11 protein-coding genes and 1 pseudogene are annotated in these 13,592 nt (G+C 51.0%); 6 read left to right on the top strand and 6 right to left on the bottom strand.

Annotation, left to right across the window (positions count from 1 at the left end):
• The first annotated feature begins 179 nt into the window (after positions 1–179).
• On the top strand, positions 180–380 hold the full coding sequence (locus I2I11_RS06200) for a PLDc N-terminal domain-containing protein (RefSeq protein WP_196266822.1): 201 nt from the start codon (positions 180–182) through the stop codon (positions 378–380).
• 160 nt (positions 381–540) lie between these two features.
• Here I2I11_RS06200 and cdaA read toward each other — a convergent pair whose 3' ends face one another.
• Both cdaA and folP read right to left on the bottom strand, forming a co-directional pair.
• On the bottom strand, positions 541–1,383 hold the full coding sequence (cdaA, locus tag I2I11_RS06195; protein ID WP_196266821.1) for a diadenylate cyclase CdaA: 843 nt from the start codon (positions 1,381–1,383) through the stop codon (positions 541–543).
• Positions 1,380–2,237 (bottom strand): dihydropteroate synthase, encoded by an 858-nt coding sequence (gene folP / locus I2I11_RS06190; protein ID WP_196266820.1) that lies wholly within the window; start codon positions 2,235–2,237, stop codon positions 1,380–1,382. Before folP ends, cdaA begins: the two co-directional genes overlap by 4 nt.
• A gap of 44 nt (positions 2,238–2,281) precedes the next feature.
• Here folP and I2I11_RS06185 point away from each other — a divergent pair, with 44 nt between their 5' ends.
• The 4 genes from I2I11_RS06185 to I2I11_RS06170 all read left to right on the top strand — a co-directional run bounded on the left by I2I11_RS06185 (position 2,282) and on the right by I2I11_RS06170 (position 5,413).
• On the top strand, positions 2,282–2,830 hold the full coding sequence (locus I2I11_RS06185; RefSeq protein WP_196266819.1) for a DUF1599 domain-containing protein: 549 nt from the start codon (positions 2,282–2,284) through the stop codon (positions 2,828–2,830).
• 170 nt (positions 2,831–3,000) lie between these two features.
• Complete coding sequence (locus I2I11_RS06180; protein ID WP_196266818.1) at positions 3,001–4,092, top strand: BT_3928 family protein; 1,092 nt, start codon at positions 3,001–3,003, stop codon at positions 4,090–4,092.
• Between the two features lie 118 nt (positions 4,093–4,210).
• Positions 4,211–4,720, top strand: a complete 510-nt coding sequence (locus I2I11_RS06175) for a shikimate kinase (RefSeq protein WP_196266817.1) — start codon at positions 4,211–4,213, stop codon at positions 4,718–4,720.
• Positions 4,721–4,804: 84 nt separating this feature from the next.
• Positions 4,805–5,413: a sterol desaturase family protein gene (locus tag I2I11_RS06170; RefSeq protein ID WP_196266816.1), complete on the top strand. Its 609-nt coding sequence runs from the start codon at positions 4,805–4,807 to the stop codon at positions 5,411–5,413.
• An 83-nt stretch (positions 5,414–5,496) separates the two neighbouring features.
• On the opposite strand, the gene I2I11_RS06165 is transcribed toward I2I11_RS06170, so the two are convergent.
• Positions 5,497–5,667: a hypothetical protein gene (locus tag I2I11_RS06165; protein WP_196266815.1), complete on the bottom strand. Its 171-nt coding sequence runs from the start codon at positions 5,665–5,667 to the stop codon at positions 5,497–5,499.
• Between the two features lie 362 nt (positions 5,668–6,029).
• Between I2I11_RS06165 and I2I11_RS06160 the strand changes: the two are divergent.
• Positions 6,030–6,293: pseudogene (locus I2I11_RS06160) on the top strand (transposase); the annotation flags it as partial.
• 103 nt (positions 6,294–6,396) lie between these two features.
• Here the strand turns inward: I2I11_RS06160 and I2I11_RS06155 are convergent.
• The 3 genes from I2I11_RS06155 to I2I11_RS06145 are packed head-to-tail and all read right to left on the bottom strand — an operon-like array spanning position 6,397 to position 12,921.
• Positions 6,397–7,581: an OmpA family protein gene (locus I2I11_RS06155; RefSeq protein WP_196266814.1), complete on the bottom strand. Its 1,185-nt coding sequence runs from the start codon at positions 7,579–7,581 to the stop codon at positions 6,397–6,399.
• A gap of 19 nt (positions 7,582–7,600) precedes the next feature.
• A complete protein-coding gene (locus tag I2I11_RS06150) occupies positions 7,601–8,596 on the bottom strand; it encodes a PorP/SprF family type IX secretion system membrane protein (protein WP_196266813.1) in 996 nt (331 codons plus the stop codon).
• Between the two features lie 5 nt (positions 8,597–8,601).
• A complete protein-coding gene (locus tag I2I11_RS06145; RefSeq protein ID WP_196266812.1) occupies positions 8,602–12,921 on the bottom strand; it encodes an Ig-like domain-containing protein in 4,320 nt (1,439 codons plus the stop codon).
• Positions 12,922–13,592 lie beyond the last annotated feature (671 nt).

Here is a 13,592-nt window from a genome sequence, read left to right as displayed (position 1 = left end):
AAAAAACATAGAAAACCATTCCGCTGCTGCAGGAATGGTTTTCTTTTTATACCTTGTTGGAACATCGGTAACGGCGGAACGTTAGCAAGAACAGGATAATGCACTGGCAGTTGTATCCGGAAGAGATGTTGTGGCTGGTAACCTTGTAAGGGGATATTTTAAGAAAGTATACATAACGCATGAATCTATTCAATCACAACCCTGTTGTTTTCTGGCTCATCATTATAAACTACCTGGTGGTGGTATACAGCCTCTATCATCTCATTTTTAAGTCGCATTATAACTTAAACAAGCGCCTGACGTGGATGATGGTGCTCTGGATTGTACCCGTGGTGGGCCCTGCTATTTACTGGTTTGCCTGGAAAAGACGGGAAGATTAAGTAGGTTTGAGGATGTATAAATCCGAAGATGCGGTATACTAATCTGCCTGCTGTATAGTTTACAGTCAAACCTGCATACATAAAGAGCGTGAAACAGCAGGCTCTGTCCCGATACCTATCCCCGGATTTCTACTTCTGCGCAATAACAACACGGCCTGTCCTAAACGGCACTGATTGTCTTGTCTGCAGGTGAGATGGCCGGTTTCTGATCGGTGTCGAACAGGAACTGGTTGAGCTTGAGGCGGAGGTCGGCGGAAGAAAGATTACGGAATACTTCGCCGTTGCGCACCAAAGCTATTTGCCCTGTTTCTTCCGAAACCACCAGCACCACGCCGTCCGTTACCTCCGTTAAACCGATAGCAGCGCGGTGGCGCAGGCCCATCGAAGCAGGCACATCGTTGTTTTCGGTGACAGGCAAAATGCAGCGGGCCGCTTTGATGCGGTTGTTCGAGATAATAACGGCCCCGTCGTGCAGTGGGCTGTTTTTGTTGAAGATGGACATGAGCAGGCGCTTCGAAATGATGGCGTCAATCAAATCGCCCGACTCGGCATAATATTTCAGCTCGGAGCTTTTGGCAAATACAATCAAGGCACCCGTGTTCTTGCCGGCCAGCGACTTGGCAGCCTCGATAAAAGGCGTGAGGCTTATCTTCTCGCCCTGCTCGCGGCGCCACGGAAAGCTACGGAAAAAGCGTTCGTTGTTAAAGGCGGTGGTTTTGCCTATCAGCAGCAGAAAACGGCGTATTTCGGGCTGAAACAGGATAATGGCCGCCAGCACGCCCACGCCCATAAACTGCCCAAGTATAATGGTGAGCAGTTCCATGCCTGCCGCGCGCACCACCAGGTACAGCAGGTAAATAGAGAGCAGGCCCAGGAAAATCTTTAATGCCACGCTGCCGTTCAGGAGCTTGTACAACTGGTAGAGCAGCACAGTTACGAGCAGGACGTCGATGATGTCCTGAAATCCTATTTCTAAAAACCCTACGTTAAATAAGAATATCAAAGTGTTGTTTTCTTGTAAAGTTCTATGGTCTGTTTTGTTTCTTTTACGTCATGCACCCGTAAAATGGCGGCGCCTTGCAGCAACGCCATGGTGTTAAGTGCGATGGTGCCGGGCAGTGCCTCTGCCTGATCGATGCCCAAGAATTTATAGGCCATGGATTTGCGCGACAGCCCGGCCAGTATGGGCAAGCCAAATATACGCAGCTCGCTCAGCCGGTTAAGTAACTCAAAATTATGGTTTATGGTTTTGGCAAATCCAAAGCCCGGATCAAGTATAATATCTTTTACGCCCAGTTGCCGCAGCTTAGCCACCTGCATCTGCAGTTCGTCCAGCACTTCTGTCCCCACATCCGCATACTTAGCCATGTCTGCCATGGTTTGCGGTGTGTCGCGCATGTGCATCAGGATATAGGGCACCTGCAGCCGCGCCACTGTTTCGAACATCGCCTCGTCCAGCAGCCCGCCCGAAATATCGTTGACAATGGCAGCGCCAGCTTCAATCGCAGCTTCTGCGACCTCCGCCCGGAAAGTATCCACCGAAAGTATAGCATCCGGAAAAGCTTTTACAATAGCCGCTATGGCGGGTATCACCCGTGCTAGCTCCTCCTGTACCGGCACATCGACGGCACCGGGCCGGCTGGAATAACCGCCAATATCCAGCACATCAGCGCCATCCAGCAGCATTGTCTCCGCTCTTTTTACTGCCTCGTCCGCAGAACGCAGGCGGCTTCCGGCGTAAAAGGAATCAGGTGTCAGGTTCAGGATGCCCATCGCCTTTGGCGTATCCAGCTGCAGGATTTTTCCGCGGCAGTTGAGCGTGGTTTTTTTGCTAAAAAGCGTATCTTTCGCTTCCAATGTTGGTATCCGGATCAATTGTCTTTAAAATTAAACCTAAAAAATTGATTAGTCAAACACTGCAGGAATATAATCGGGTAATAGAGCGCTGTAAGGATACGTTTGTGAAAAAAACGAGGGATTACGGCACCGCCTGGCGCGTGCTGCGGCTGCCTTCCATTACTGATCAGATTTTTATCAAAGCGCAGCGTATCCGTTCTATCCAGGAGAAGGGTAAACAGTTGGTAGCAGACGATATCAACGGCGAGTTTGTGGGTATTATCAACTACTGCGTTATTGCGCTGATGCAGCTCAGCCTGCCTGCTGACGCGCCGATGAGCCTATCGGCGGAGGAAGTGGAGCGCCAGTACACGCACCATATCGAAGAGAACAGCAAGCTGCTGCAAGCTAAAAACCACGATTACGGCGAAGCCTGGCGCGACATGCGCGTGAGCTCCATTACCGATATCATCCTGATGAAGCTGTACCGGACCAAACAGATAGAAGACAACGAAGGCCAGACGCTGATATCTGAAGGCGTGGAAGCCAACTACCGCGACATGCTGAATTATGCTGTTTTCGCCCTGATTTTATCGGGCTTTGCGCAGGAATAAGTATAAAGACCTTGCAGCGTGCGCAGCTCCTGCGAGTGTCTGTTTTTGCCAGAGGCAAGTATAGTTATAGACTAAAAACCACCTGCAGGTATTCAGGGAGATGTAAGTTTTATACTTCAACTCTCAACTAATTAATATTATAATTCTTTAACTCACCTTAACTCAAAAGAATGAGATTTATAAGTAAATTCTGCTGGCTTTTTGTGGGCGTGCTGTTCATCTTTTCGGGACTGATTAAAATCAATGACCCCGTGGGCACCGCCATCAAGCTGGACGAATATTTTGAAGTATTTGCCGTAGATTTCGCGCCTTTCTTCCTGTCCTTACGGCCACTGGCGCTTTTCCTGTCTATTTTTCTGAGCTCGCTGGAGATCGCGCTGGGGGTGGCGCTGCTGCTGCGCTGGCGGCTTAAAAGCATACTGACAGCGTTGCTGGTGCTGATTGTATTTTTCACCTTTCTTACCTTTTACTCGGCCTACTTCAACAAAGTAACAGACTGCGGCTGCTTCGGCGATGCCATTAAACTTACGCCGTGGCAATCGTTTACCAAAGATTTGATATTGCTGGTGATGATTGTGGTGCTGCTGTTTACACAGCGTTATCTGCCGCCGCTTACCCGCCCCCGAACAGGCGCGGCAGTTACAGCGTTCGCAGCTATACTATCGGTGGGCATCGGCTGGTATGCCTACGAGCACCTGCCCTTTATCGACTTCCGTCCTTATAAAATAGGTAATAACATCCAGGCGCTCATGAAACCTGCGGCGCCGCTGCGCTACAAGTACGTAATGCTGAAAAACGGCGAAGAGCAGGAGTTTGAAGTATACCCGACCGACGAGAGCTATAAATTCAAGGAGATGATTGCCATCAACCCCGAAGATGGGCCCAAAATCACGGACTTTAATGTATGGAACGATGAAGGCGATTTTACGCAGGAGATTTTTACAGGAAACAAGCTGCTGATTATTGTGCAGAGCGTAGCTACAGCCGACCGCGAGGATATTGAAAGTATAAACAAACTGGTGCAGGCGGCGGAACAGAACGGCATTCAGCCGATAGTGGTGACCAGCAGCAGCGGACAGGATTTTGAGATGTTCCGCCACGAGGTAAACCTGGCTGCCCCTTACTACTACGGCGACGGCACGGTGCTCAAAACCATTATCCGTTCCAACCCCGGCCTGGTGCTGCTGCAAAACGGCACCGTAAAAGGCAAGTGGCACCACAACGACACGCCGGACATGGAGGAGGTGAAGGGTTTGCTTTAATGGTCGTTTATCGTTTGGATGAAAATTTCGGGACCCGGTAAAACTTTGAAAGGACAAAGTAGTCTCCTCCCGCTTTTCGAAGCACGATAAACGAATCACAATTCTTAATTCAAAAAAGATGCTACTCTTTTTAATCGGTATGATGGGCAGTGGCAAAACCACGCTGGGGCGGCAACTGGCCGGCCGGCTGGGCTACACCTTTATAGATTTGGATACCTATATCGAAGGGAGAGCGGGTAAAAGTATTGCGCAACTGTTTGAGGAGCAGGGGCAGGAGCGGTTCCGTATACTGGAGCGAGAGGCGCTGGAGGCGCTGGTGCAGGAACACCAGCAGGCCGTGGTAGCTACTGGCGGCGGCGCTCCCTGCTTTTTCGACAACATGGCCTTTATCAACCGGCATGGGAAAAGTTTTTTTCTGGATGTACCAGTAGCGGAACTGGCCCAACGGCTCCTGCAATCTGACCTGCAGGCGCGGCCGCTGCTGGCCGGTAAAACGGCTGCCGAACTTAAATCTTTCTTAAGCAAAACATTAGCGGTACGCCGGCAGTTTTATAAGCAGGCCACCTATCAGCTGGCACAGCCGCCTTATACTGCCAGAGCTTTAGAAGTATTGCTCAACCATGTATAAAGGGGTGCGTTATACATCTGTACCGGTAGTTCAAATAATTTTTTTAAGTACTTTTGCAGCTGAAAGAAGCAGAAAGGAACACCTATGAAACCAAACCATAAAGGGAAAGCACAGATTTTTGAAAATCCGCTGCTCGAAAAATTAACCAGAACCAACAGTGGCCTGCCTATCTCGATTTTTGTTGTTATCTCGGCAGGGCTGATTTACTATGGCATCACGCACAGCTTTATCAGCGTGCTGGAGGCTGTGGGCCTTTTTCTGGCCGGGTGGTTTGCTTTCACCCTGCTCGAATACCTGGCGCACCGCTATCTATTCCATATGAGCACTGACACGCCTACAAAGGCACGTATTCAGTACACCTTTCATGGCAATCACCACGAATACCCCAAAGACAAGGAGCGCCTGGCCATGCCGCCTATTGTGAGCGTGTTTATTGCCTCGTTCCTCTTCTTTGTTTTCAAACTGGTTTTTGGCAACTTCGTGTTTGGCATTGTAGCCGGCATGTTGTTTGGCTATGCGCTCTATTTGTTTGTGCACTATGCCGTGCATGCGTATGCACCGCCTAAGAACTTCCTGAAAACGCTCTGGATTCATCACAGCATTCACCACTACAAAGACCCGAATGCCGCGTATGGGGTATCGTCGCCACTGTGGGACTATATCATGGGCACTATGCCGAAACGATCGAGATAGCCTTATTGTGATATAGTATAAACAGAAACAGGGGAGCCGCGGCTCCCCTGTTTCTGTTTATACCTGGTTGTATTATTTGCAGACTACCGCGTAAATTTACGGAAGATCCAGACGATTAGCAGTATAACCAGCACGATAACGATGAGGGCTGTCCACATACCGGCTTCAAAAATATCGCCGACAACTTCGCAACTGCTCATGGTAAAGGTCAGCAGCACCAGCAGGGTCATTAAATATGGTCTAATGTTTTTCATAGTTTTATAGGTTAAAGTATAAGCTGGAATGGTGCAGGCACCCTTTGGCAAGTATAGCCAGCCTTTTATATGATATTATTGCCATGTTTGATTAATTACTGTATGCACGCAAAAAAGGTTATTCTGCCGGAGAAATAACTGGTAAACAAGTATGAGGCAGAGCAGGTATGGTATAAAGCAAGGGAGCGACAAGGGGGCATGAAAACATCTTGCAAACCTACTGATGTACATTAATTAGGATTGAAGTTTATAGGCAAGAATTTATGAAAAGGCTGCTAAAGAGGTGTAAGTATCCCTAAAATTGAGACGGTTTAAAAGCAGACAAAAAGTTATACATTTAAACTGATAAGAGGAAGAAGACACTATTCACCGAAAGCCAGATCATTAGGGCCCTCAAAGAGCACGAGGGAGGCAGGAAGGCAGAGGATATTTACCGGGAGCTAGAGGTCAGCCGGGCCACTTTCTACCGGTGGAAGATCCGGTATGGCAGCATGTACATCTCTGAAGCAAAGCGGCTAAAGGAACTGGAGGAGAACGCCCGGCTTAAGAAGATGTTCGCTGACTGCAGTACTGCACGCCCCGGTCAGAGTGAAACAGCAAACCTTGCGTCACCGGCCTGTTTCTAACTGCCATCCGGAAGGAGACCATCATTGTCACCAGTATAAAGTAAAAGAAAGAAAGGTTGCCGGAACAATCCGGCAGCCTTTCTTTCTTTTACTTTATACTGAGTTACTGTGCCTTGAGCAGCTCTGATTTGCGGCTGTCGGGGCCGGTACCGGCCTCCACCACGTGGTCGGTGCGCACAGTGAAGCCTTTGGCGCTGTAATATTTGTCGATGTACCACTTGATGTAGGCGGCGCGGCGGCGACTCACCTGCTGCTTTGCTTGCGCGGTGCCGCGGGCATCGGAGTAGCCGGTAACGGTGAAGGTTGCGCCGGAAGGTTGCTTAGCCAGGTAGCGCTGCAGCACCTTCAGTTCTCCGGGCTTCAGGAATACCTCGTTGAAGCCGTAACCCAGCTGCAGGTCGGCGGTGCGGCGCACGGCCGGGGCAGGCGCGGGCGCTACTATCACAGGCGCTTCCGCCAACGGCTTCGGTTGCTCGGCCACGGCCACCGGCGGTGCGGGCGCTTCTGTTACATAAGCCGTCAGCACCGGCTCGTCGGCTTTGCCTGCCGCCGAAATCCAGGTTTCGCGGTCACCTGCTTTGCGGTAGTAGGCGTTGAAGGCACTTGCCGTATTCACCGGCTCGCCCAGCTTCGTGGCCTCTCCGGCAGCCTCGCCGTCCTTTAGTGGAAGAACGTATACATAGGCCGCCTCATCCTGCCTGCGTGAGAAGTACAGGGAGTCGCCAGTAACGTAAGGCGCAAACTCCGGCTGCTTCGTGTTCACCTGCTTGCCCAGGTTCTTCAGCTTGCTCCAGCGGCCGCCCTGCCAGGTGCTACGGTAGATGTCGTCGTAGCCGTGGCTCTTGCCCAGCTCTCCCGACAAGTATAAATCACTTTTGCTCTCGTTCAGAAAGAGGCCCAGGTTATAAGAGTTGTTGTGCATGCGGGGCAGCGGGCGCTCCTCTGTCTTTTCAAAAGCGCCGTTGCGGTACGCATATACCACTATCTTCTCGTCATTGCGGCTGTTCTTCTGGTACACATACAGCTCCTGCGCCGCCGGGTTGCTGCCAATCATGGTGTTGGTATGGCCGGCATTCAGAGCGGGCTCTTTCTGCGGCTCGCCCAGGCTGCCGCGCCGCTCCACGTAAATGTACTGGCCGTCGGCCTCCTTCTTCGTCGAGAGCAGCAAATCGTCGCCGAAGAGCAGCACGTCAGCCACTTGCTCGTGCGTTTGCTTTATCGGTGTCTGGGCCTGCGCCGCACTTGCCAGCGTCAGGAAAAAGGCAATGGTATAAATATGTCTTTTCATGGGATATTGTCTTTTCAGGTTACCAGATGGTCACGTGTCTGCTCAGTTTCGGGAACTTCATCGCCACCAGGTTGTAAGTTAGCATAATCTCGTTGGTGCTCTGGTTGATGGAGTTGGCATCGTCGGTCGGCGTCTCGTACACGTAGCCCAGCTTCAACTGGCTCAGGCGCACACCCGCGTTCACGGTATAGGCCAGATCTTTGCGGTAGCCGCCGCCAATCCAGAACATGTTCTGGTACACGGCCTTCACCTGCCCCTCCATCGTTTCCTTCAGCTTATCGTCGTACTGGTAGATGCCGTTCACTACCAGGCCCACCTGTTCGGTGAGTGCGGTGCGGTAACCGGCCTGCACCACGTGCAGACGCGTGTAGGTGTCGTTCAGGTAATCGTCGCCGGTGGTCACCAGGCTGCCCTGCGTGATGCCCTGCATCGCGTAGCCCGCGTAGAACTTCTCCCCGGTCAGCATCAAGCCCAGGTTCAGGTCCAGCTTGCTGAAGCGGCTGTTGCCTGCCAGTACGTCTTGGTACTGCGAATCGTTCTCCTGGTCTACAGTCAGGCGGCTGCCGTCGAGACGGGTGGCACTGTAGGTAAGTGCAGAGCCCCAGCGCAGGCTGGTGCCCTCGCTCAGGCGCACACGGGAGCCGTAGCTCAAAAACACCTGGCTTTCGCCAAAGGGGCCGAACTGATCATGCAGTATGGCCAAACCAAAGGCGTGTTTGCCCACCGACTCACGACTGTAGCCGTTCTCCTGCCGCGACTTCAGCACGTCGTCGTGTTTCCAGGCGGCCAGGTCAGCCAGGTCCAGTTCGCCTGAGGCGAAGATGGTTTTTGGCGCGTCCTCAAAGCCTGTCCACTGGTTGCGGTAAAACGTCTTCACCATCGACCCCTCGTACCCCGTCAGGGCCGGGTTATAGTACTGCTGAAACAGCGAGAAGTTAGCGATGTGTTTTCTGCTCTGGGCTTGTGCCCCCAGTGCAGCAATAATGGCAGCGATTGCTATAATATACTTTTTCATTTTGATTACTTCTTAAGAACTGTTACTACACCTTTCTTCACCATATTAATATCCTTCACCTGCACGATGTAGAGGAAGCCTCCCTGGCGCACCAGGCCGTTGGTGTCTTTGCCGTTCCACCCTTCCTCAGGCTTGGTGGTATGGAACAGGCGCACGCCGGAGCGGTCGTATACTTCAATCTCCACGTGGTTGTAGAAGCGCAGCTCCGGTATGGTCCAGGTGTCGTTAATGCCGTCGCCGTCCGGAGAGAAAGCGTTAACAATTTTCAGCTGGGCCTCCGCCTTCGCATACAGCTCCTTGGTCAGCGTAAAGCTCTTCTCGATGGTGTTGAGGTAGGGATCGGTGCTGCGCACGCGGATTGTGAATGAAATCATACCGGACAAGCCGCTGTTGGACTTCAGGTATACTTCGTCTCCTCTCACCTCGAACAGGTTGTTGTTGGTGTCGCCCTGGCCGCTGGCCAGCTCATACACAAATTCGTTATCGTCCTCATCGGTGGTAGTCAGCATACCGAGCACATCATCGGCAGCGGCCTCCGGCTTAAAGGTGGTGGCGCTGAAGGCAAGAGCGGTCGGCACCTTGTTCGGCTGCACTTCTACGGTTACAGCTGCTTTATGGCCCTCGTAGTTCGTGGTCATTGGGGCAAGCACCAGTTCACCGGTCAGTGCGTAAGGTCCGGCTATCAGGCCATTGTAGTTGCCCGGGCTCCAGGTCACGCCTATCTGCGCCTTCTCGCCTGTGGCGTACGTTACCTCCACTGTAGCAGGAAGCGGCACGTTGGCATAGGTTGTTCTGATCGGTACATTAATCACAGCTGGTGTTGCCACAGCTACAATGTTGCGGGTTACTTTCAGCACCTGTGTTGTTGCCTCGCCACCTTTGTTTCCGGCAGCGTCTGTCAGGTATAAAGTAGCTGTCAGGGTACCGTCGTTCAGGCCGCTGAGGTCCAGCGCTGTCAGGTCAAAACCCGCGTGCTGCACGACGGCTGTTCCTGTTACTGGCATACCGCCGTTCTCGCTGGTGATGCTATAAGTATAGGTAGTTCCTGTTTCGGCTCCGGTTATACTGGCAGACGTGGCGTTTTGATTGGCCACATCCACGCGCTCCGGGCCAAAAGCGATGGCATAACCAGCAGGGGCTGTGGCATCGTACACCAGTTGCAGTTCGTTAGATGCCGTGTTTCCGTTTGTGGCAGCGTCGGCAGCTGCACTGGCCGCAAGGGCTATGCTTACCTGGCCATCCGCAGCAGGCGTTACAACGGCTGTATACTTCGTGTCGCTCACCACTTCAAAACCTGCAGCTGTACCGTTGGTTACCGCAAAACCTTCCACAGCTAGCCCGGACACTGGTTCCGAAAACTCAACTGTAACCGGAATAGCGGCGTTGGTCGGGTTAGGAGCTGAGGTGGTGAGTGTTACAGCCGGTCTCGTGGCATCGTACAGGCGTACAAGTTTATTCGATGCCTCGTTCCCGTTGGCGGCTAAATCCTGCGCCACATCGGCTGGCACCGCCACGCTCACTTCGCCGTCTGCGGTTGGGGTGAGGCGGAAAGTATACACTTTGCTATCTGTTTGCGGATAGGTGGAAAGACGCGCATTGGTTACTGTCAAATCTTCCGCCAAGAAGCCTGTTACGCCTTCCGAGAAGGTAACGCTCACGTCAAAACTGTTATTTAGCTTTTCCGTCGCTTCCGTTGCCACCACCACAGTTGGCAGGGTGACATCATAGATGCGCGTGAGGATGTTAGAAGCGGTGTTGCCGTTGGTGGCGGCATCGGCTGCCAGGTCTTCAGCTACATTTATAGTGACCATACCGTCAGCAGTTGGCTCTACCACAGCGGTGTAAAGCTTATGGTCTTCTGTCGCCAGATCTTTCAGGCTGCCGTTTTCAACCGTTACATCAGCCGCCTCAAAACCATCTACCGGCTCGCTAAAGGAGATTTGGATATTGAAAGGTGCTTTTACAATGTCGGAGGCAGCCGACGAGATCGCCACAGAAGGACGGGTCGCGTCAAAGGTGGTTTCGATAGTATTTGAAACTGTGTTAGTGTTTCCAGCCAAATCTGATACCACGACGGCAGGCAGTTTTATACTTACCGGGCCATCGGCGGTTGGGGAAACAGTGGCTGTATAAGTTAGCCCATCTGCTGATGCGACATCCGATACAGCCGCGTTTTGCACCTCAAAGGAGGCGGCTGTTAACGTGTATACTGGCTCGCTAAAAACGGCACTCAGTTGGAAAGGAGCATTTGCCTGCATAGCTACATCAGATTGCAAAGCCACAGTTGGAGCTGTCTGATCCACCGTGATGACAAATTCAGCGCTTGCGTTTCCGGTGTTTCCGGCAGCGTCGGTAGCAGTGGCGGTTAGGGTATAGGTGCTTTCCGGCAGTTCAACGGTTTGGTAATCAAAGGCCCAATTACCTGCGGCATCTGCTTTAGTAGCGCCAACCTCTCCCTGTGTGGTCTCACTTACTGTAACCGTTGTGTTTGGCTCGGCGGTACCGGCAAGCATAAGCGTGTTGTCGGAGGTGGCTTTGTCTGAGTTGCTGATGCCTGTATCGTCCGAAATAGAGGCGATAACCGGGCCAACTGGGGCCGTATGATCATATATAATGGAGAACTGTTGTGCTTGTGCATTCTCAATCTCCAGTTCATCTACCGCAACACCCTCTGCCACATTCACTGTTACTTCTCCGTCGGCCGTTGGCGTCACTTCCAGGGTATAGTGGCTTCCGCTTCCGGAGAAATTCGCTACAGTTCCTCCTGCTGCCACCACATCAGATAGTGTAAAACCAGTGACGTCTCTCGCAAAGTCTATCGCGATAGGAAGCGGAGATGCATTGGTAAGATTGGGAGCACTGCTGCTGATGACTGTAGCAATACTAGAACTGTACTTAATCGTAGCAATCTCATATTTTGTGCCGTTGTAAGATTGACCAGTAACAATCGCATTACCAGCCGCGTCCACGGCAATGGCCATGGCATAGTCGTAGCTGTTGTCACTAGCGTTGTTGCCGCTGTAGCGGGCCACCCACTGCTGTTCGCCTATGGTATTGTACTTCACCGTAGCGTAATCGTAGTTGTTGTACATCATCATCTCGTCGGTGGTGTTGGACTCGCTCGTTGACTGCCCCGTCACGTACACATTGCCGGCCGCGTCCACGGCTACCGCTCTAGCGTTGTCATTGTTGTAGTTGGTGGTGTTGTTGCCGCCGTAGCGGGCCACCCACTGCTGCTCGCCACTGGTGTTATACTTCACTGTGGCGTAGTCGTAGTCGTTGTTCGTCGCGCTCATCGACTGGCCTGTCACGTACACGTTGCCGGCCGCGTCCACGGCCATGGCCGTGGCATAGTCGTAGCTATTGGTGGCATTAGTCCCACTATAGCGAGCCACCCACTGCTGTTCGCCATTGGTGTTATACTTCACTGTAGCATAGTCGTAGTTGTTGCTTGTCTCACTCATCGACCGCCCTGTTACGTACACGTTGCCCTGCGCATCCACAGCCATAGCGGTTGCATAATCATAGCTATTGGTGGCATTAGTCCCACTATAGCGGGCTATCCACTGCTGTTCGCCACTGGTGTTATACTTCACTGTAGCATAGTCGTAGTTGTTGCTTGTCTCACTCATCGACTGGCCTGTTACGTACACGTTGCCAGCTGCATCCACAGCCATAGCAGTTGCATAATCATAGCTGTTTGTGGCATTAGTCCCACTATAGCGGGCTACCCACTGCTGCTCGCCATTGGTGTTATACTTCACTGTAGCATAGTCGTAGTTGTTGCTTGTCTCGCTCATCGACTGGCCCGTTACGTACACGTTGCCAGCTGCATCCACAGCCATAGCCGTGACGTTGTCATAGCTGTTGGTGGTATTGGTCCCATTATAGCGGGCCACCCACTGCTGCTCGCCGTTGGTGTTATACTTCACAGTGACATAGTCATTGCCGTTTGTCCCATTATTTGAGTTTCCACTAGCGTATAAATTTCCGGCGGCATCAATTTTGAGATCTGTCAAATCATCGTTTGCTCCTCCATCATACACTGCTTTCCACTGCTGCTCGCCAGCCGCATTGTACTTGATCAGTAAAAAATCATTGCCCGTGCTGCTGTTCCTGTTGCCGCCAACATAAATGTTTCCGGCAACATCCGTGACCACCTTTCTGCCATAAGCCTGCTGTGCAGACTGTTCATTGTAAACAGCTACCCATTTTTGCGTGGCTTGAGCAAAAGTGAGCCGTGGAAGAATAGCCAGTATCAGACTACACCCGATCAGGTACAGCCAGCGTGGAGGCTTCTGGCTTCGGTTACGTGAACAGCTCACGCAATCCTTGGTTTTCCTCAGGAGTCGTTTACTGTAAGACCCTTGTAAAATTGAATTCATAAATAAACAAGTAAAAATAAAATTGAAGATATTAGGTATAGAGAAATACAGATGGAGTGATTCGTGCTACAGCTTCATCTTTTTGAGGTAAAACAAAGCTCAAGAGCAACTTCTTCAGATGCGGTTCAAAGAAGGCATACCCCATGCATCCCCTCTTCTGGCAAGAGGCATAGTAATGGTGTTCATAAAGATCTGGATTGGTATAAGTTTTACTATACTTTACAATTTTGCAAGCAAATGTATGAAGATAAATTAATCAATTGCAATGCCCTGTATAATATTATTTTATGCGCAATATGTAGGGAAAGATTAAATGTACTTTTGTAAGCTGAATAAGCATTTATAGAATTAAAAATATGAAATAACCATGTTAAAAAAGGTTTTTATTAATTAGCATTTTCTTTCAAACATCATAGTGTAAAAAAGTGATATATATCATGCTTTATACTTCTAACACAATTCTGCATCCCGCTAAAGTTTTACTTTGCTGCCGTTCTTATACCTTCCGGTACAATTGAATTTAAGTTGCATTACTTAGAGTATGTTTTGAAATTTTTCAATTTCTTGCTTTAGAGGGCTTTAATCTATTTAGCAGGAAGGAGATAAAGGCA

Origin of the sequence: Pontibacter rufus, from assembly GCF_015694705.1 — a bacterium.
GTDB lineage: Bacteria > Bacteroidota > Bacteroidia > Cytophagales > Hymenobacteraceae > Pontibacter > Pontibacter rufus.
Note: the sequence above shows the minus strand (reverse complement) of the source record. Positions and strands in the feature narration are given on the sequence as shown.